Below are 19,575 nucleotides of genomic sequence, written 5' to 3'. Positions count from 1 at the left end.
GGCCCGCAGGAGCGGCTCTTGCCGTCCCCCGACCAGCCCCACCGCCCGACCCAGCTCCAGCTGCATCAAAGCCCACCCGCGAGGGGGTCTCACCCGTTCGCCGTCCGTTCCCGCACCGTTCCCTGCACCGCCTCACCCGCCGCGCTGCGCAGCTTCGGCAGCAACCGCAATGCCAGTGCCACCTGCGTGCGGATCAACTGCAGCTTCGGTGGCATCGCATCATCGAACTGCTCCAGCTGTTCGGCCATGCCGCGGTCACCCTCGCTGTCACCCTCCGCGATCGGGTGGCGTTCGGCCAGCGCGCTCGCCAGTTGCTTCAACGATTGCTGCACGTGCTCGCCGGCAGACAGCGCCAGCGGGTCCTGGGCGAAGCTGTCGACCTGGTCGCGGTGGGCGCCCAAGGCGGAAAGATGGCCGAGCAGTGTGTTGGACAATGCCAGGAAGCGGAAGCTGGCATCGAGGTTGCGGCGCACATGGCCGGGCTCGCGCAGCATGTTGGACAACGCCGTGGACAGCGCGGCGTCCGCGTTGTGCATGTCACGCCGGGCGATGCGGTAGGCGAGGTCATCACGCATGCCGCTGCGGTACTGGCCCAGCACCGCCTCCAGGTAGCGCGCTGCACTGTCCAGCACGCGTGCCAGGACCTTGTTGAGCTGGCGGCCCTGCCAGTCCGGCAGGATCAGGAAGGCGGCCGCGGCGGCGATCGCGCAGCCGAGCACGGTGTCGACCATGCGCGGCACGATCAGCACGAAGCCATCGCCGATCAGGTTGAAGCAGGTCAGTGCCATGACCGTGATCGCACCGGACGCCACCAGGTAACGGTCGGTGCGGGTGAAGAAGAACAGCAGGGCCGACAGCAGCGCGATCAGCAGCTGGCTGTGCAGGTCCTGGAACAGCTGCAGCAACGCCCAGGTCAGCACCAGGCCGCCCAGCGTGCCGGCGATGCGCTGCGCCAGCCGCTGCCGGGTGGCGCCGAAGTTGGGCCGGCACACGAACACGATGGTCAGCAGCACCCATGAACCGTTCTGGAAATTGAACAGCGAGATGGCGGCGAAACCCACCACCAGCGCGATCGCCATGCGCAGACCGTGGCGGAACAGCACCGAGCCCGGGGTCAGCTGCTGGCGCAGGCGGGTGGCCATTTCGCGCAGGGTATGCGGGTTGTTGTCACGCAGGCGGGTATCGACGTTGTCCAGCGTGGCATCCGAATTCTCCGCATCCAGCAGCCGGCGGCCGATGCTCTGCAGGTTGTGCACCAGCAGGTCCAGCGATGCCAGCAGGCGACGCCACTGCGGGCGCTCCTGGGCGCGCAGGAAGGCCAGCGAATCGACCAGGTCGCGCGCGGCCTGCTGGTTGCTGTCGCCGTACACGAACGGGCGGCGCACGCGGATCGCCTCGCCCAGCCGGGCGCACGCCTGTCCCTGCAGGTCGAGCAGGCGCTGGCAGCGGTACAGCAAGTCGCTGTGGAAGAACGCATCCACCAGCGCCCCGTACGGATAGTGCGAGGAACTGGCGCGCTCGTGGAAGTCCTGCGCGGTGTAATACAGGCGCAGGTACAGGCCGGAGTTCACCGCCGGGCGTCCGGAACGCCCGAAGCGGGCCAGGATGGCGGTCTTGGCGATGTTCAGCGCTTCGACCACGCGGCGGTTCTGTTCGGCCAGCGCCAGCTGCCTGCGCTGCAGGTCGGCCTCGCGCACGGGCTCGAACAAGGTGGCCTTCAGCTGCAGGTAGCGGCCCAGTTCTACGTACAGCCGGGCCACCCGTTCGCGCACCGGGCGGTTGGCGAACAGCGCCGTCCACAGGATCGACAGCAGCCCGTACCAGGTCGCGCCCGCCAGCAGGTGGCTGACCGCATCCAGCGCCGCATGCCAGTCATCCGCGCCATGCTGTTCCAGCCCGATCATGGTGTAGATGGCCAGGGTCACCGTGGCCTGCGCGATGGAGGCATAGCGTTCGCCCAGTCCGCCAAGCAGGGTCAACCCGAAGGTAGACAACGCCAGCGCACTGATGAACACCCACGGCAGCGGGAACAGCCACACGACCGCGGCGGCGGCGATGCAGAAGCACAGCAGTGACAACACCACCGCCTTGGTGCGGCCCCATGCATTGTCATCGGTTTCGGCGATGGCGCTGGCGATGATGCCGAGGAACACGCCGGGCAGTGCGGGCAGCGCATCGAAGTGCCAGCACACCGCCATCGCCGTACTCAGGGCGATGAAAACACGCAGGCCATAACTGGCCTTTTCGTGCGCCCACAGGCGGCTGAGACGGGATTCTGGAGCGGACATGCGGGCTCGGCAGCAGCATCAGCCCCCATTATTGCGGCACCGGCGTGAAAAAAGGGGACGGAGGGGATTAAGTCGTATCCGGCCCTGCGTCGGCCGGCTACGACGTGATCCCCTCCGTCCCCGTCTCATTCAGAGGTCCAGGCGGACGCTGACGGCGAAGGTGCGCGGCAGGCCGACGCCTGCGTTGGACCAGTACCTGCGGTTGGTCAGGTTCTCGACACTGCCCCGCCAGGTGACGGCGTGACCGGCGGCCTGCATGCGGTAGCCGACGCCTGCGTTGAACAGGGTGTAGTCCGGCAGTTTCAAGGTGTTGTCCGCGTCGTACCAGACATCGCCGTAGTAGCGGCCGGCCGCATACGCTTCCAGCCCATCGACCCACGGCAGCTGCCAGCTGGCATGCAGCACGCCGCTCCAGCGCGCCGCCCCCACGGTGCGGTTGCCCTGCTGGCTGGCGCTGGACGGCGACAGCTTGTCGTAGGTCGGGTCGAGCCAGGTCGCACCGCCGCCGATGGTCAGTGCGTCGGTCACGCGCACATCGGCACTGGCCTCGATGCCCTCGTACAGGGCGATGCCATCCTGTACCAGCAGCCTGCCGGCATCGGTGAGGCGATCGATGTTGGCGCCGCGCTCCAGCCGGAACGCGGCCACGTTGCCACTCCAGCGCTACGACTCCACCTTCGCACCCACTTCCAGCTGCTTGCTGATGGTCGGGTCGAGCACGTCGCCGGCATTGAGGTAATCGGTGCCGACGCGGCTTCCGGCTTCCAGCGACTCCACGTAGCTGGCATACAGCGTCCAGGCGGCGTTCGGCTTGAACATCACCGCGTAGGTCGGGGTCACCGGGTGGGTGTGGTAGCTGCCCTTGTTCTCGAAGTCGTTGTAGCGCGCGCCCAGCAGCACCGACCAGCCACCGCCAACGTCGACCGTGTCGCTGGCGAACAATGCCTTCTGCACGGTCTCGCTGCCGCGGCTGAGCACGCGCGATCCCACCGCATCGTGGCGCAGCGTGGGGTGCTGGTAGAGGTTGCCGCGGCCGATGGTGCTCCACTCATACGGGCGGTCCCAGCCGAGCCCGGTCTGGTGGCTGGCGCCGGCCACCACCTGGTGTTTCAGCGGGCCGGTCTGGAAGCGGCCCTGCAGCAGTGCCTGGGCCAGCTTCCATTCGCTCCTGCCGCCAAGCTCGTAGACGTTGACGTCATAGTCGGCGTTGGTATCGTCGATGTAGGCGAAGATCTTGTTGACGTCATTCCAGGAGCTGGTGAAGCCGTAGCTGAAGCTGGCCTTCCAGTTGCTGCTGATCTGCCAGTCCAGCGCGGTCGACAACAGGCTGGAGCGGGTGTCGTAGTAGGTGCCCGGAACACCGTTGTCGACGTCGCCGGCCAACGCTCGCGGCAGCGAGGTCAGGCCGATGAAGTAATACTGCGGCGATTCCCCGGACAGGTCGCGTTGCTGGAAGACCCCGTCGAAGGTCCACGTCACCGCATCGCTCAGCCGTGCGTCCAGCGAGAGCGCAGCGACCTTTCGATCCACGTCGCCGCCGTTGAAGGTTTCGCCCTTCTCCTGGTAGGCGTTGAAGCGGTAGCCGAACATCTGTTCGTTGCCGAAGCGACCGCCGCTGTCGACGCCGGCGCTGACGATGCCCTGCTCGCGCCAACCGAGCTGGGCGGACAGCGTCGGCAGGTCGGTCGGTTTCTTGGTCACGTAGTTGACGATGCCGCCGGGCTGGCCGAAGCCATACATGAAGCCGCCAGGGCCCTTCAGCAGTTCAACCTGCTCCATCACTTCCAGCGGCCACTCGGTGCCCCACGAGGACACCTGCAGGCCGTTCACGCGGTAGCTGTCGTAGCTGAGGTCGATGCCGCGGTTGCGGATCGGCGAGCTCCAGCCACTGGCATACGCGCTGACCTGGGTGGTGACCGATGGGTCCAGCAGGAAGGCTTCGCCGAGCGATACCACCTGGCGCTGCTCGAGCTGCTCCCGGCCGACGGCGGTGATCGCGAACGGGGTATCGTGCAGGCTGCGATCACCGAGCGCGCCGGTGCTGGCATGGGTGCGTTCGGCGGTGACTTTCACCGCGTCCAGATCAGTGGCGGACTGCGCATGCACGGTGCAGGCACAGGACAGGGCAGCAGCCAGCAGGGCGCGGCGGGGGAAACGGGACAACGGCATCGAAGGGGTCCTCCGCGGACAGCACAGCGCCGTCCGCGATCAGCAGATGGCGGGAGAGGGTCGATGGCTGGATCAGGCAGGCTGGCCGGGAACCGGCAGCGGGGGCGCCGCAAAGGGGGCGTCAGACCGTGGCTGGCGCGCATCTTAGCAAAAAGGGGACGGAGGGGATTAAGTCGTTCATGGCCCTTTACGAGCTGAAAGCGACTTAATCCCCTCCGTCCCCTTTTTGTCGGGTCAGGCGCGGGCGGCGCGTCTGAGCTGTTTCTTTTCGCGGCGGCGGCTGCGCCAGCTGCGCCAGTGCTGGGCCAGGCAGGAGAAGATCACGTACAGCGCCGGGGTGCTGAGCAGGGTCAGGCTCTGCGAAAACAGCAGGCCGCCGATCATCGCGATGCCGAGCGGGCGGCGCAGTTCGGAGCCTTCGCCGATGCCGATCGCCAGCGGCACCGCGGCAAGGATCGCCACCATGCTGGTCATCATGATCGGGCGGAAGCGCACGATGCTGGCTTCGCGCGCGGCTTCCAGCGCACTCTTGCCGTGCTCGCGCTGGGCCACCACCGCGAAGTCGATCATCATGATCGCGTTCTTCTTGACGATGCCGATCAGCAGCACCAGCGCGATCATCGAGATCACCGACAGTTCCGTGTTGGTGCCGTACAGCGCCAGCAGCGCGCCCACGCCCGCAGCAGGCAGCGTGGACAGGATCGTCACCGGGTGGATCAGGCTTTCGTACAGCATGCCCAGCACCAGGTAGACGGTCATGATCGCGGCCATCACCAGCACCAGCATTTCCATCGGGTCCGAATCGAAGCCGAAGCCACCGCCCTCGGCCAACCGGATGTCCCCGGGCATGCGCATGCCGGCCACGGTGCTGTCGATGATCGCCTTGGCCTCGCCCATGCTGGTGCCCGGCGCCAGGTTGTAGCTCAGCTCCATCGTGGTGTACTGGTTTTCGTGGGTGATCTGCGAAGGCGCCAGGCCGGGGACCTGCTCGGCCACCGCGGTGAGCGGCACCATTTCGCCATTGCCCGCACGCACGTACACCTGGTCCAGCGCGCCCGGCGTGGCGGTCTGCTCGGGCAGGGCGTTGACCACCACGCTGTACTGGTTGATGTCCGAATAGATGGTGGAGATCTGGCGCTGGCCGAACGCGCCGTACAGTGCACCGTCGATGGCGCCGATCGAGATCCCCAGGCGCGCGGCCTTTGCCCGGTCGATGACGATGTTCTGGCGCAGTCCGGCATCGTCGACATCGGTGCCCACGTCGGCCAGCTTCGGGTTCTTCTTCAGCACCGCCTGCAGCTTGGGCAGCCACTCCTGCAGCTGGGCCAGGTCGTTGCCCTGCAGTGACACGCGGTACTGCGCGCCCTGGCTGGAGCCGCCGCCGTCATTGCTCGGCAGGTCCTGGATGGCGCGCAGGCGCAGCTGCAGGTCGGGGTAGCGGTCGGCCTTGGCACTCAGGCGGGACAACGCCTGCGCGGTGGTTTCGCGGCGGCCGTCCTTGCGCGACTTCAGTTCGATGTTGAACTGCGCGCTGGAGCCTTGCCGGCCACTGCCCAGGCGCACGCCGACGGTCTTCACCGCCGGATCGGCCATCAGCATGTCGGTGATGCGGCGCTGGCGGTTGACCATGTCTTCGAAGGAGACCGTCGCGCTGGAGTTGGCACGGCCCCAGATCAGGCCGGTGTCCTGCGGGGGGAAGGCGCCCTTCTTGACCGCGCCGAACAGGAAGATGGTCACCCCGATCAGGATCAGCGGGGTCAACGACAGCAGCAGCGCGTGGCGCAGCGAGAAGTCCAGCAGGCGGGTATACACGCGCAGCATGCGGTCGTGCCCGGCATCCAGCCAACGGCCGAACCGGGTCGGCTTGCCGGCATCGGCGTGCGGGTCCAGGAAGCGGCTGCACAGCGCCGGGGTCAGCGTCAGCGAGATGATCATCGACACCACGATGGCCGCCACCAGGGTGACGGTGAACTCGCGGAAGAACGCGCCCATCATGCCCTTGGCGAACAGCAGCGGAATGAACACCGCGACCAGCGAGGCGGTGATCGAGACGATGGTGAAGCCGATCTCGCGCGCGCCGGTGAAAGCCGCCTGCATGCGCGGCATGCCCTCGTCCAGGTGGCGCATGATGTTTTCGATCACCACGATCGCATCATCGACCACGAACCCGATCGCGATCACCAGCGCCAGCAGGCTCAGGTTGTTCAGCGTGAAGCCGAGTGCGTACATCACCAGCGCCGCACCGGCCAGCGACAGCGGCACGGTGACGGCGGCGATCAGCGTGGGCGCCAGCCGGCGCAGGAACAGCGCCATGGTCAGCACCACCATCGCCAGCGCGATCAGCAGGGTGATCTGTACTTCATGCAGCGAGCCGCGGATGGTCGGGGTGCGGTCGAAGTACGGGGTCAGCGTGGTCCCGGGCTGCAGGTAATCGCGCAGCGTGGGGATCTGTTCCTTGACCCGGTCCACGGTCTCCACGATGTTCGCGCCGGCGCGGGTGAACACGTACATCACCACCGCCGGTTTGTGGTTGAACCACGCCGCCTGGTAGGCGTCCTGCTGGCCATCGTAGACGTTGGCGATGTCCTGCAGGCGGATGATGCGCCCGTCGGCGCCGGTCTTGATGATCAGGTTGGCGAAGTCCGCCGCGCGTGCCACCGAATCGTTGGCGATGATCGCGGTGGTGGTGTTGCCATCGCTGAGGAAGCCGGTGGGCGAGGTGACGTTGGCCGCGCGTACCGCGTTGCGCAGGTCATCGGCGGTCAGCCCCAGGGCATTCATCAGCCGCAGGTTGACGTCCACCCGCACCGCCGGCGTCGAGGCACCGGCGATATCCACCGACGACACCCCGGTTATCTGGCGGATGCGCTGGGCGAGCAGTGAATCGGCGACGTTGTACAGGTCGTCGGCGGACTGCGTTTCGGAGGTCAGCGCAATTGCGATGACCGGGTCATCGTTGGGGTTGGCCTTGGAAAACATCGGCGACCCCAGCCCGGACGGCAGGTCGGCCTGGGCCGAATTGATCGCCGTCTGCACGTCCAGCGCGGCCGAATCGATGTCGACATCGCTCTGGAAGATCATGAACACCAGCGAGCTGCCTTCCGAGCTCGACGAGCGCATGCGGTCGATGCCGGGCAGCTGGCCGAGGTGGCGTTCCAGTGGCGCGGTGACCGTGGAGGCCATGGTCGACGCATCGGCGCCGGACTGGTTGGCATGCACGAAGATCACCGGGATCTGGATGTTGGGCAGCGCCGACACGCCCAGTTTCAGGTAGCAGATCAGGCCGATGATGAACAGGCCGATCGCCAGCAGCGCGGTGCCGATGGGGCGGCGGATGAAGGGGCCGGAGATGTTCAACGCCACGCTCCTGCCAGCACGTCGGTCATGCTCACGCCTGCGGCTCCTGCACCGGGCCGTCGCCACGACGCGCCGCGCGCTGTTCGCGGCGTCGCGCCAGCCATTCGGAGAAGCGCTCCATGTACAGGTAGATCACCGGCGTGGTGTACAGCGTCACCAGCTGCGACAGCAGCAGGCCGCCGACGATGGCGATACCCAGCGGGCGGCGCAGTTCCGAGCCGATGCCGGTGCCCAATGCCAGCGGCAACGCACCCAGCATCGCCGCGGCGGTGGTCATCATGATCGGGCGGAAACGCAGCAGGCAGGCGCGGCGGATCGCCTCGTGCGCGTTGGCACCGGTGCGCCGTGCTTCGATGGCGAAGTCGACCATCATGATGCCGTTCTTCTTGACGATGCCGATCAGCAGCACGATGCCGACGATACCGTCCACCGACAGGCTCAGGCCGCTGAGCATCAGCGCCAGCAACGCGCCGACGCCGGCCGGCGGCAGGGTGGAAATGATGGTGATGGGGTGGATGTAGCTTTCATACAGCACGCCCAGCACGATGTAGATCACCACCAGCGAAGCCAGCAGCAGCCACACCACGTCGGTCTGGCTGCCGGTGAATTCAGCGGCCTTGCCGATGAACTGCGCATGCACCTGGGTGGGCAGCTGCAGTTCGGCCTGGGTCTCTTCGATGGCCTTCACCGCGGCGGACAGCGAGTAGCCGGGCGCCACGTTGAAGGAGATCGTCACCGCCGGCAGCTGCTGCTGGTGGCTGACCACCAGCGGGGCGCTGGTCACCTTGCTGTCGGCCAGCGCGGACAACGGAATGATGCCGCCGCCGCCCACGGTGATGCCGGTGTTCTGGTTGCCGATGCCGGTGGCGGTGGAGGAGTTGGACGAGGTGACCTGGCCGAAACTGGTGGCGTTGGTGCCGGTCAGTGCGCCGGTGCCGTTGGACGCCACCGCCAGCTGCTCCATCAAGGCGGTGCTGGTGCGGAACTCCGGCGCGACTTCCAGCACCACGCGGTACTGGTTGAGCTCGGTGAAGATGGTGGAGATCTGGCGCTGGCCGAACGCATCGTAGAGCGTGTCGTCGATGGTCTGCATGGGCACGCCGAGCACGCTGGCCTTGTCGCGGTCGATGTTCAGTTCAAGCGCGCGGCCCTGGGTGGACAGGTTGTTGTCCACGTCGGCCAGCTCCGGGCGCTTGCGCAGCGCTTCGGTCATGCGCGTGGCATGGGTGGCCACTTCATCGGCCTGCACGTCCGACAGCACGAACTGGTAATCGGTCGCGGCCACGCGCGTATCCAGGGTCACGTCCTGCACCGGCTTGAGGTACAGCGCGATGCCCGGGATGTCACGCACGGCGTGCTGCAGGCGCGGCAGGATCACGTCCATGCCATCGCGCTCGCCGCGCTCCTTCAGCACGATCGACAGCTGGCCCTGGTTGAGCGTCGGGTTCATGCTGCCGGCGCCGATGAACGCCGACACGCCGGTGACGTCCGGGTCCTTGCGCAGTGCCTCGGCCACCGCCTTGGTGCGCTGTTCCATCTGCGGGAAAGCCACGTTCTGGTCGGCCTGGACCACCGCGGTGATCATGCCGGTGTCCTGGTCGGGCAGCAGGCCCTTGGGGATCAGCAGGTACAGCACCACGGTCAGCACCAGCGCCGCGCCTGCCACCGCCAGAGTGATCGGCTGGTGGGCCAGCACCCAGTCCAGGCTGCGCTCGTACAGCCCGACGGTGCGGCTCCACAGGTTCTGTTTCCCGGCCGCCGCCGAACGCTCATGCGCGTCTTCGCCTTCCGGCAGTTCGTCCGGCTTGAGCAGGTAGGCGCACATCATCGGGGTCAGGGTCAGCGAGATCAGCATCGACAGCGTGACCGCGATGCTCAGAACCCACGCGAACTCATGGAACAGCCGGCCGGTGACGCCGGGCATCAGCAGCAGCGGCAGGAACACCGCCACCAGCGAGACGGTCAGCGACAGCACGGTGAAGCCGATCTGGCGGGCGCCGATCTCGGCCGCTTCCTTGCCACTCTTGCCCTGTTCGATGTAGCGGACGATGTTCTCGATCATCACGATCGCATCGTCGACCACGAAGCCGGTGGCCACCACCAGCGCCATCAGCGAAAGGTTGTCCAGCGACATGCCGGCGAAGGCCATCACCGCGAAGGTGCCGGCCAGCGACAGCGGCACCGCCACCGAGGGAATGATGGTGGCCCACAGGCGGCGCAGGAACAGGAAGATCACCGCGACCACCAGACCGATGGTCAGGATCAGGGTGAACTGCACTTCATGCACCGAGGCGCGGATGGTCTCGGTCCGGTCGGAGAAGATCTCCAGGTGCACGTCGGCGGGCAGCACGCCCTGCAGCTGCGGCAGCAGGGCGCGGACGCGCTCCACGGTCTGCACTATGTTGGCGCCGGGCTGGCGGCGCACTTCCAGCAGCACCGCCGGCTTGCCGTCGGCCCAGGCCGCCAGCTGGTCGTTCTCCACGCCGTCCACCACGCTGGCGACGTCGGACAGGCGCACCGGCGCCCCGTTGCGGTAGCTGATGATGGTGTCGCGGTATTCGGCGGCACTGGTCAGCTGGTCGTTGGTGCCGATGCTGTAGGACTGGGTCTTGCCGTTCAGCGAGCCCTTCGGCGCACTGACGTTGGCCTGGGTCAGCGCGCTGCGCAGGTCTTCCAGGGTCAGCCCCATGTTGGACAGCTGCGCCGGATTGACCTGGATGCGCACGGCGGGGCGCACGTTGCCGGCGATCGACACCAGCCCCACGCCCTGCACCTGCGAAAGGCGCTGGGCGAGAATGGAATCGGCGTAGTTGTTGACCTCGCGCAGCGGGCGCGTGTCGGACGTCAGCTTCAGGGTGACGATGGCCGCATCGGCCGGATTCACCCGGTTGTAGACCGGCTGGTAGGGCAGCGAGGAGGGCAGGGTGGCCTGGCGGATCGCGGCCTGCACGTCCTGCGCGGCGATGTCGATGTCCCGTTCCATCGAGAACTGCAGGATGATCGTGGACAGTCCGGCCGACGAATCGGAGGTCATCAGCTCCAGCCCGGAGATCTGCCCGAACTGGCGTTCCAGCGGCGTGGTCACCAGCGAGGCCATGGTGGTGGCGTTGGCACCGGGGTACTGGGTGGTGACCACCAGGCTGGGCGCATCGATTTCCGGCAGCGCCGACACCGGCAACTGGCGGTAGCCGAGGATGCCGAGCAGCAGCAGGCCCGCCATCAGCAGCGAAGTGGCGATCGGGCGGCGGATGAAGAGGGTCGAAAAGCCCACGGGCGGATCCTTGCTGGAACGTCATGACAGCGCCGGCAGAAGTGCCGGCGCCGGTAACTCAGGCGATGCCCGCGCTCAGCGCGGGCCACCACCGCGGCGGCCGCCGCCGTTCTGCTGCTGTGCCGCCTTCAGTTCGGCTTCGGTCGGCGCGGCCGGGGTCTCGCCCGGCTTCAGCGCGTTGACCTTGGCACCCGGCTTGAGCCGGAACTGGCCTTCGCTGACCACCCGCTCGCCGCCCTTCAGGCCTTCGGTGACCTGCACGTGGCTGTCACCGACTTCCACGCCGCTGCGCACGGTCTGCATCTTGACCGTGTTGTCGGCCTGCACCACGTAGACGTATTCGCCGTCCGGGCCGCGCATCACGGCCTGGGTCGGGATGACGATGCCGCCACCGATGGTGCGCAGCTGCAACCGCACGTTGACGAACTGGCCTGGCCACAACACGTTGGCCTGGTTGTCGAACAGGGCGCGGGCACGGAAGGTGCCGCTGTCGCTGCTGATCAGGTTGTCCACCACGTCCAGGGTGCCGTCGCCGCTGATGACATGGGCGTCGGTGCGGTCCAGCGCGGCGATCTGCACCGCGCCGGCCTGCTGGGCGGTGCGCACGTCGCCCAACTGGCGCTCGGGCAGGTTGAACACCACGTGGATGGGATGCACCTGGGTCAGGGTGACCAGGGCGGTCCCGGCGCTGACCACGTTGCCGGCGTCCACCGCGCGGATGCCGGCCACGCCGGTGATCGGCGCGGTGACCTTGGTGTACTGCAGCTGCACCTGGGCGGCGCGCATGCTGGCTTCGTTGGCCGCCACCGCGCTTTCGAACTGGGCCACCTGGTTGCGCTGGGTGTCCAGGTCGGTCTTGGCAACGTACTGCGCGTACTCCGGCGCGCTGGAGCGCTGGTAGTTGGAGCGCGCGGTGGCCAGCTGCGCCTGGTTCTGGCGCTTGGCTGCCGATGCCTCGTCGTAGCTTGCCTGTGCGCTCCGCGGGTCGATCACCGCCAGCACGTCGCCCTTCTTCACTTCCTGGCCTTCGCGGAAGTTCAGGCTCATCAGCTGGCCGCCGATCTGCGGACTGACGGTGACGGTATTCATCGCGCTCACCGTGCCCAGCGCGCTGGCGTACACCGGCACGTCCTGGCGCTGGGCTTCGATCACCGTCACCGGCACCGGGCCGGCGTCGGCCTGCGGCCCACCACGCTCACCGCTGGCGGCGGCTTCGCCCGACGGCTTGTCCTTGCCGCCACCGGCCATGCGCAGGCCAACGAACACGACCACCAACACTGCCACCACCAGCAGCACGATCTTCCACAAACGCGACATTCCAATCACTCCTGGGGGCTGGGCCGGGCAAGGCGCACGGCTGGCAAGGTGCCAAGCATACCTGCGGGCGATGCCGCTGCCTGCATGCCAAAAGGGCCGGGTGCTCGGACCCTGCCCGGGCCCGAAGGTTCCCGAAAGCGACAGCTTGGCCTACATTCAACCGCAACCCTACCGTGGAGATCCCGATGCCCCGTCGCGCGCTGCTGTCATCCGCCCTGCTGCTGGCCCTGCCGATGCTCGCCCATGGCCAGGCGGCCGAGCGCCCCGAAGTGGCCGCCGCCGCCCAGCGCCTGCAGGCCCAGGTGGTGGAGTGGCGCCGCGATTTCCACCAGCACCCGGAGCTGTCCAACCGCGAGGAGCGCACCTCGGCGGAGGTGGCCAAGCGGCTGCGCGCGATGGGCCTGAAGCCGAAGACCGGCATTGCCCACCACGGCGTGGTGGCGATCATCGAAGGCGGCAAGCCCGGTCCGAAGATCGCCCTGCGGGCGGACATGGACGCGCTGCCGGTGACCGAACAGACCGGGCTGCCGTTCGCCTCCAAGGCCACCAGCACCTACCGCGGCCAGCAGGTCGGGGTGATGCACGCCTGTGGCCACGATGCGCATACCGCCACGCTGCTGGGCGTGGCCGAAGCGCTGGTGGCGATGCGCAAGGACCTGCCGGGCCAGGTCATGCTGATCTTCCAGCCTGCCGAAGAGGGCGCGCCGTCGCCGGAAGAGGGCGGCGCGGCGCTGATGCTGAAAGAGGGCGTGTTTGCCGACTTCAAGCCGGAGGCGGTGTTCGGCCTGCATGTGTTTTCCAGCGTGCAGGCCGGCAAGATCGCGGTGCGGGGTGGCCCGTTGATGGCAGCCTCGGATCGCTTCGGGATCAAGGTGATCGGCCGCCAGACCCATGGTTCGGCGCCGTGGAACGGGGTGGACCCGATCGTGGCCACGGCCGACCTGATCGGCACCGCGCAGACCATCGTCAGCCGCCGCACCAACCTGGCGCAGCAGCCGGCGGTGGTGACCTTCGGTGCGATCAACGGCGGCATCCGCTACAACATCATCCCGGACGAGGTGGAGATGGTGGGCACCATCCGCACCTTCGACGAGGGCATGCGCCAGCAGATCTTCGCCGACCTGCGCAACGTGGCCGAGCACACCACGGCGGCGCACGGGGCGACGGCGGTGACGGAAATCTACGAGGCGGAGGGCAACCCGGCCACGGTCAACGACCCGCAGCTGACCGCACGCATGCTGCCGAGCCTGCAGGCGGTGGTGGGCAAGGACAATGTGTACGAGCCGCCACTGCAGATGGGCGCGGAGGACTTCTCGCTGTTCGCCAGGGAAGTGCCGGGAATGTTCTTCTTCGTCGGTTCCACCAGCGAGGGGATCGACCCGGCGAAGGCGCCGGCAAACCATTCGCCGAAATTCCTGCTGGATGAGAAGGCACTGGATGTGGGCCTGCGGGCGTTGCTGCAGGTCAGCCTGGATTATCTGCACGGCGCGCCTGTCGAAGGCTGAGGGTATGCCTGCCGTTTGGAGCAACGGCAACGGCAACGGCAAAAAGCTGCGGGGGTTGTTTGTTGGCGGGGCGGGGTGGGTTGGCGGGGGACGGCAGGAGCCGCATCCCTGCGGGCCTCGTTTCGCGCCATCCATGGCGCTCAACGCCCCCGCCAACCCACCCCGCCCCACCTCCGACAGGCCCATGGTGGCCTTGGTAGCGCCGACCCATGGTCGGCGGATGGTGGTGGAACGCGGGCTGATGGATCCCGCCGACCGTGGGTCGGCGCTACCGCTTTTTCATTCTTTTTCTACGCGGGTGGCGGCCACCGGAACCTGTGAGGGGGCCGGGCGGTGGGGCTGGGCGGGGGCGTTGAGCGCCATGGATGGCGCGAAACGAGGCCCGCAGGGATGCAGTTTTTGCCGTCCCCCGACCAGCCCTACCGCCCGGCCCACCCCAGACGCAGCTCCAGAACCGAAACCTGCGAGGGGGTCTCACCCGTTCGACCCGCTCATTTACAATGAGCGCCATGAACACCCCCCAGGATTCCAGCCTCGGTCGCGAGGTCAGTTACCCGTCGCAGTACGATCCCGGCCTGCTGTTTCCCATTCCCCGGGCTGCCGCCCGCGCCGAGATCGGGCTTGACGCCGCCGCCCTGCCGTTCGTCGGCCATGACCGCTGGCATGCGTTCGAACTGGGTTGGCTGGACAACCGGGGCAAGCCCTGCGTTGCCGTGGCCACCGTGCAGGTGCCCTGCAGCTCGCCGAACCTGGTGGAATCGAAGTCCTTCAAGCTGTATCTCAATTCGCTCAACAGCGCCCGCTTCGCCGATGCCGAGGATGTGCGCAGCACGATCGCCAGCGACCTCTCCGCCTGCGCAGGCGTTGCGGTGCAGGTGACGTTCGGATTGCCCGCGCTGCGCGAGACCCCGCGTGGCGAGTCGATCGACGGGCTGGACGTGGACATCGACTGCTATGGCCCGCCGCGCGCGGCGTATCTTTCCGCCGATCCGGCCGACGTCGTCGAAGAAACCCTGGTGTCGGCGCTGCTGAAATCCAATTGCCCGGTGACCGGCCAACCGGATTGGGCCACGGTGAGCCTGCGCTACCGCGGCGCACGCATCGACCGCGCCGGCCTGCTGCGCTATCTGGTCAGCTACCGCGAACATGCCGAGTTCCATGAGCAGTGCGTGGAGCGGATATTCAACGAAGTCCGCCAGCGCTGTGCACCGCAGTGGCTGGAAGTGGAAGCGCGGTACACGCGCCGCGGCGGGCTGGACATCAACCCGTGGCGCGCCAGTCCGGAGATCGTTGCACCTGCAAGCATCGACCGCGAGCTCCGACAGTAGATCCGGCGACGGCTTCACGCGAAAACCATCCCCATTTAACAACCTGTGTGAGAACGTGCCTGCCACGTAGTCACGCAGATGGGAGTGTGTGGATGAGTACCGAGAAGAAAGCCGATTTCTCCGGTGTCACCGGCAGCGTCGACAGCACCGCGCAACAGGTTCCCAAGGCCGATTTCTCCGGCGTGTCCGCTTCGGTGGACAGCACCGCGGAGGTGGTCGATGCGACCTACACGGTGGAGAAGGGCGACACCTTGTCCAGGATCGCCAAGCAGCACCTGGGCGATGCGAATGCCTGGAAGAAGATCTTCGATGCCAACCGTGACCAGCTGGATGATCCGGACCGGATCCAGCCGGGGCAGGTGTTGAAACTTCCACCGAAGTAACCCCGCAGTCCCCCCGCACACGCGTTCCGTTGTTGTACCCCCTTGGAGGAAACCCGATGACCCATACCAATACGCTTCGCAATGGGCTGCTCGTTGCACTGCTTGGCAGCGTTGCGCTGGTCGGCTGCAAGAAGAACGAACCCGCCGTCGATACCACCGCTACGCCGGCTGCCGATACCGCCCCGGCCGCCGCTCCGGCGCCGATGACGGGCGCACCGCCGCCGATGGCCGAAGCGGCTTCGGTGAATGTTGCGTCGGTAACCGTCGGCAAGACCGCCGCAGCAGACAAGTCGGTTGCCACCGCCGCGCTGTTCGCGCCGAAGGACGAAATCATCGTCTCGGTTCGTACCGATGGAACCGCGAATAATGCGAATGTCGGCGCCAAGCTGACCTTCCAGGATGGCCAGGTGGCCGGTGAGCAGAGCGCCACGCTCAATACCTCCGGTGCCGAGACCACCAATATCAGTTTCAAGAATGCCAATGGCTGGCCGGCGGGCAAGTACCGTGCGGAAGTCATGGTAGATGGCAAGGCGGCCGGAACGCCGCAGGAGTTCGAGGTCAAGTAAGTCCACGCGCTGCCGACTCTCTCCCGGTAGTGGACTCACGATGGACGCAGCCGCGAGGCTGCGTCTTTTTTCTGGGCTCGGTAAAGGCCTGCAGACCTCGCTCGCCGTCAGGCACGACGGTTTTCTGGAAGTGCCCGCAGTCGATCCCAACGATACTCGCGCTTCCTCCTCCAACGAGAGCAGCGATGCGGGTAGATTCCCTTTCCGTCGTCAGCATCGGCACCGGTCAACGACGATCGCATCACAGCGTGAACGAGGTCCACAGCATGGCCGTGCGCCTGCGGCGGATCAGCGTGCGGCAATCCCCGGATGCCATCCAGGCCGAGCTCAACGATCGCGTGTACTACTGGCGGCCTTCCGTGCAGAAGGAGCTGGAGGCGGAGCTTGGGATCGTCAACGGGAAGCGCCGGCAGGCACCGGTACGGACCCAGTTCCTGCGCTGTGGCGCTTCAAGGACGTTCGCGACCAACCTGAGGAAGGTCGCGATCCTGAAGAAGCCTATTCTGCAGGGCATACGCGCGGGCAAGACCTGGCGCGAGGCGATCGCCCCGCTGGATCTTCCGGCCGATGCACTGCGCGGACAGGCTGGCTTCGAGGTCGAGAAGTGGCTTGCCGCTACGGTCGGACCCGAGGTCTTCCAGCGCGTCGGCAATGTCCGCCAGGCCGCCGAAACGTTGGACCTGGGCACCTGGGGTCGCATGCAGCTCGAGGACGCCGTCATCGCGCGGTTTGCGATTCGTGGGCTGTGCACGGCATCGCCCGATGAACTGGCGGCGCGCTGGGAGCTCGGTGAGCACGCACGACGTGACTTGGCCAGCCTGCACCAGGAACTGCACGCCGTCACGGCAGCCACCCCCGTGCGCACGTAGTGCCGGGAGCCAGGCACGAGGATCTACATACCTGTGAGTATGGCGGGGCTTTGCTCCGCACGGCTGAAATCGGGACAATGAAAGGGTTTCCTCCGCAGCGCGCCAGAGGTGGCGCCGCGGAGGGAGAGTGCAGCAGGCCCATCCTGCCGCGACACGGTTGCACGTGGCCCGGTGTGATACCGGCCTTCCCCTGAGATCCGCAGAGAGCCCTGATCCCCCATGTCGAATACGCCCAAGATCCTCTACACGCTGACCGATGAAGCGCCGTTCCTGGCCACCCAGTCGCTGCTGCCGGTCGTCAGTGCGTTCACCGCAACCGCCGGTATCGCCGTGGAAACCCGCGACATTTCGCTGTCCGGCCGCATCCTGTCGCTGTTCCCGGAGCGCCTGAAGGACGACCAGAAGGTCAACGACGACCTGGCCGAGCTGGGCCAGCTGGCGACCACCCCGGAAGCCAACATCATCAAGCTGCCGAACATCTCGGCATCGGTGCCGCAGTTGAAGGCGGCCATCACCGAACTGCAGCAGCAGGGCTATGCGCTGCCGGATTACCCGGAAAACCCGGCCGACGACGAGCAGCGCGACATCAAGGCGCGCTACGACAAGGTCAAGGGCAGCGCGGTGAACCCGGTGCTGCGCGAAGGCAACTCCGACCGCCGTGCGCCGCTGTCGGTGAAGAACTACGCGCGCAAGCATCCGCACCGCATGGGAGCCTGGGCGAAGGATTCGGCCTCGCATGTCGCACACATGGCATCGGGCGATTTCTACGGCAGCGAAAAGTCGGCAACCATCGCCACCGCCGGCAACCTGAAGATCACCCTGCACGCTGCCGATGGCACGGACGTGGTGCTGAAGGAAAAGACCGCGGTCAAGGCCGGTGAGATCGTCGATGCCGCGGTGATGAGCCGCAAGGCACTGGCTGCGTTCATCGCCGAGCAGATCGAAGATGCCAAGGCGAAGAACGTGCTGTTCTCGCTGCACCTGAAGGCGACCATGATGAAGGTCTCTGACCCGATCATGTTCGGCGTGGCGGTCAACGAGTTCTACAAGGACGTGCTGGCCAAGCATGCCGACGTGCTGAAGCAGGCCGGTTTCGATGCCAACAACGGCATCGGCGACCTGGCCGCGCGCCTGCCGTCGCTGCCCGAAGCCACCCGTGCGGAAATCGAAGCCGACCTGAAGGCCGAGTACGCGCACCGCCCGGGCGTGGCCATGGTGAACTCGGACAAGGGCATCACCAACCTGCACGTGCCGAGCGATGTGATCGTCGACGCCTCGATGCCGGCGATGATCCGGGACTCCGGCAAGATGTGGAATGCCGAAGGCAAGCTGCAGGACACCAAGGCGGTGATCCCGGACCGCTGCTATGCCGGGGTCTACCAGGCGGTGATCGATGACTGCCGCACGCACGGGGCCTTCGATCCGGCCAGGATGGGCTCGGTGCCCAACGTCGGCCTGATGGCACAGAAGGCCGAAGAATACGGCTCGCACGACAAGACCTTCCAGATCGCCGCCGATGGCGTGGTCAAGGTCACCGACGACGCCGGCAAGGTGGTGTTCGAACATGCCGTGGAAGCCGGTGACATCTGGCGCATGTGCCAGACCAAGGACGCCCCGATCCAGGACTGGGTGAAGCTGGCCGTGGAGCGTTCTCGCCTGAGCGGCACCCCGGCCGTGTTCTGGCTGGACGCCGGGCGTGCCCACGATGCGCAGGTCATCAGCAAGGTCGAAACCTACCTGAAGGACCACGATACCAACGCCCTGGATATCCGTATCCTGCCGCCGGTGGAAGCCACCGCGTTCTCGCTGGATCGCATCCGCAAGGGCGAGGACACCATTTCGGTGACCGGCAACGTGCTGCGCGATTACCTGACCGACCTGTTCCCGATCATGGAGTTGGGCACCAGCGCGAAGATGCTGTCGATCGTGCCGCTGATGGCAGGCGGTGGCCTGTTCGAGACCGGTGCCGGTGGTTCGGCGCCCAAGCACGTGCAGCAGTTCGTCGAAGAGGACTACCTGCGTTGGGATTCGCTCGGTGAGTTCCTCGCCCTGGCCGCGTCGCTGGAACACCTGGGCAACCGCTACGACAACGCCGCTGCGCGCGTGCTGGCCAAGGCGCTGGACGTGGCCAACGGCGAGTTCCTGGACAACGACAAGTCGCCCTCGCGCAAGCTCGGTGGCATCGACAACCGTGGCAGCCATTTCTACCTGACCCTGTACTGGGCGCAGGCGCTGGCCGCGCAGGACGACGATGCCGCACTGAAGGCACGCTTCGCCCCGCTGGCCAAGGCACTGGCGGATAACGAAGCGAAGATCGTCGAAGAGCTGGTGGCGGTGCAGGGCAAGGCCGTGGACATCGGCGGTTACTACCGTCCGGACCTGGCCAAGGTGGCCGCGGCAATGCGCCCGAGCGCCACGCTGAACACCGCGCTGGAACTGATCGCAGGCTGATCACTGCACCAGGTTGCGAAACGAAGGCCCACGCAGTGCGTGGGCCTTTCGCGTTCCAGGGCCGGCGGCAC

At 66.8% G+C, this 19,575-nt stretch carries 10 protein-coding genes and 1 pseudogene; 6 read left to right on the top strand and 5 right to left on the bottom strand.

Annotated elements, in window-relative coordinates:
• Positions 1-89 precede the first annotated feature (89 nt).
• From yccS to RTX79_RS08435, 5 genes and pseudogenes are all read right to left on the bottom strand, one after another.
• Complete coding sequence (gene yccS / locus RTX79_RS08455) at positions 90-2,288, bottom strand: YccS family putative transporter (protein ID WP_312683170.1); 2,199 nt, start codon at positions 2,286-2,288, stop codon at positions 90-92.
• A gap of 129 nt (positions 2,289-2,417) precedes the next feature.
• A pseudogene (locus tag RTX79_RS08450) lies at positions 2,418-4,457 on the bottom strand (TonB-dependent siderophore receptor).
• 234 nt (positions 4,458-4,691) lie between these two features.
• A complete protein-coding gene (locus RTX79_RS08445) occupies positions 4,692-7,814 on the bottom strand; it encodes an efflux RND transporter permease subunit (RefSeq protein WP_057509270.1) in 3,123 nt (1,040 codons plus the stop codon).
• A gap of 31 nt (positions 7,815-7,845) precedes the next feature.
• Positions 7,846-11,085 (bottom strand): efflux RND transporter permease subunit, encoded by a 3,240-nt coding sequence (locus RTX79_RS08440; protein ID WP_312683169.1) that lies wholly within the window; start codon positions 11,083-11,085, stop codon positions 7,846-7,848.
• Between the two features lie 75 nt (positions 11,086-11,160).
• On the bottom strand, positions 11,161-12,402 hold the full coding sequence (locus RTX79_RS08435; RefSeq protein ID WP_057509268.1) for an efflux RND transporter periplasmic adaptor subunit: 1,242 nt from the start codon (positions 12,400-12,402) through the stop codon (positions 11,161-11,163).
• 185 nt (positions 12,403-12,587) lie between these two features.
• On the opposite strand from RTX79_RS08435, the gene RTX79_RS08430 reads away from it, so the two are divergent.
• The 6 genes from RTX79_RS08430 to RTX79_RS08405 all read left to right on the top strand — a co-directional run bounded on the left by RTX79_RS08430 (position 12,588) and on the right by RTX79_RS08405 (position 19,504).
• Complete coding sequence (locus RTX79_RS08430; RefSeq protein ID WP_057509267.1) at positions 12,588-13,907, top strand: M20 family metallopeptidase; 1,320 nt, start codon at positions 12,588-12,590, stop codon at positions 13,905-13,907.
• A gap of 509 nt (positions 13,908-14,416) precedes the next feature.
• A complete protein-coding gene (queF, locus tag RTX79_RS08425; RefSeq protein WP_312683168.1) occupies positions 14,417-15,235 on the top strand; it encodes an NADPH-dependent 7-cyano-7-deazaguanine reductase QueF in 819 nt (272 codons plus the stop codon).
• A 92-nt stretch (positions 15,236-15,327) separates the two neighbouring features.
• Positions 15,328-15,618 carry a LysM peptidoglycan-binding domain-containing protein gene (locus RTX79_RS08420; RefSeq protein ID WP_123698829.1) on the top strand — a complete coding sequence of 97 codons (291 nt, stop codon included), beginning with the start codon at positions 15,328-15,330 and terminating at the stop codon, positions 15,616-15,618.
• Positions 15,619-15,674: 56 nt separating this feature from the next.
• Positions 15,675-16,184, top strand: coding sequence for a hypothetical protein (locus RTX79_RS08415; RefSeq protein WP_312683165.1), 510 nt, complete (start codon positions 15,675-15,677; stop codon positions 16,182-16,184).
• Positions 16,185-16,369: 185 nt separating this feature from the next.
• The gene (locus tag RTX79_RS08410; protein ID WP_312683164.1) at positions 16,370-17,053 is read left to right on the top strand and encodes a hypothetical protein; all 684 of its coding nucleotides are present in this window, start codon (positions 16,370-16,372) and stop codon (positions 17,051-17,053) included.
• Positions 17,054-17,272: 219 nt separating this feature from the next.
• Positions 17,273-19,504, top strand: coding sequence for an NADP-dependent isocitrate dehydrogenase (locus tag RTX79_RS08405; protein WP_312683163.1), 2,232 nt, complete (start codon positions 17,273-17,275; stop codon positions 19,502-19,504).
• Positions 19,505-19,575 lie beyond the last annotated feature (71 nt).

Origin of the sequence: Stenotrophomonas chelatiphaga (genome assembly GCF_032054965.1) — a bacterium.
GTDB lineage: Bacteria > Pseudomonadota > Gammaproteobacteria > Xanthomonadales > Xanthomonadaceae > Stenotrophomonas > Stenotrophomonas chelatiphaga.
The sequence above is the reverse complement of the archived record's forward strand: the minus strand, read 5'-3'. Positions and strand labels throughout refer to the sequence as shown.

What these genes read in the sequence shown, in the direction of transcription:
- RTX79_RS08430 (WP_057509267.1), top strand. Translation starts at nt 12,588, where the DNA reads ATGCCCCGTCGCGCGCTGCTGTCATCCGCCCTGCTGCTGGCCCTGCCG.
- queF (WP_312683168.1), top strand. Translation starts at nt 14,417, where the DNA reads ATGAACACCCCCCAGGATTCCAGCCTCGGTCGCGAGGTCAGTTACCCG.
- RTX79_RS08415 (WP_312683165.1), top strand. Translation starts at nt 15,675, where the DNA reads ATGACCCATACCAATACGCTTCGCAATGGGCTGCTCGTTGCACTGCTT.
- RTX79_RS08410 (WP_312683164.1), top strand. Translation starts at nt 16,370, where the DNA reads ATGCGGGTAGATTCCCTTTCCGTCGTCAGCATCGGCACCGGTCAACGA.
- yccS (WP_312683170.1), bottom strand. Translation starts at nt 2,288, where the DNA reads ATGTCCGCTCCAGAATCCCGTCTCAGCCGCCTGTGGGCGCACGAAAAG.
- RTX79_RS08405 (WP_312683163.1), top strand. Translation starts at nt 17,273, where the DNA reads ATGTCGAATACGCCCAAGATCCTCTACACGCTGACCGATGAAGCGCCG.
- RTX79_RS08435 (WP_057509268.1), bottom strand. Translation starts at nt 12,402, where the DNA reads ATGTCGCGTTTGTGGAAGATCGTGCTGCTGGTGGTGGCAGTGTTGGTG.
- RTX79_RS08420 (WP_123698829.1), top strand. Translation starts at nt 15,328, where the DNA reads ATGAGTACCGAGAAGAAAGCCGATTTCTCCGGTGTCACCGGCAGCGTC.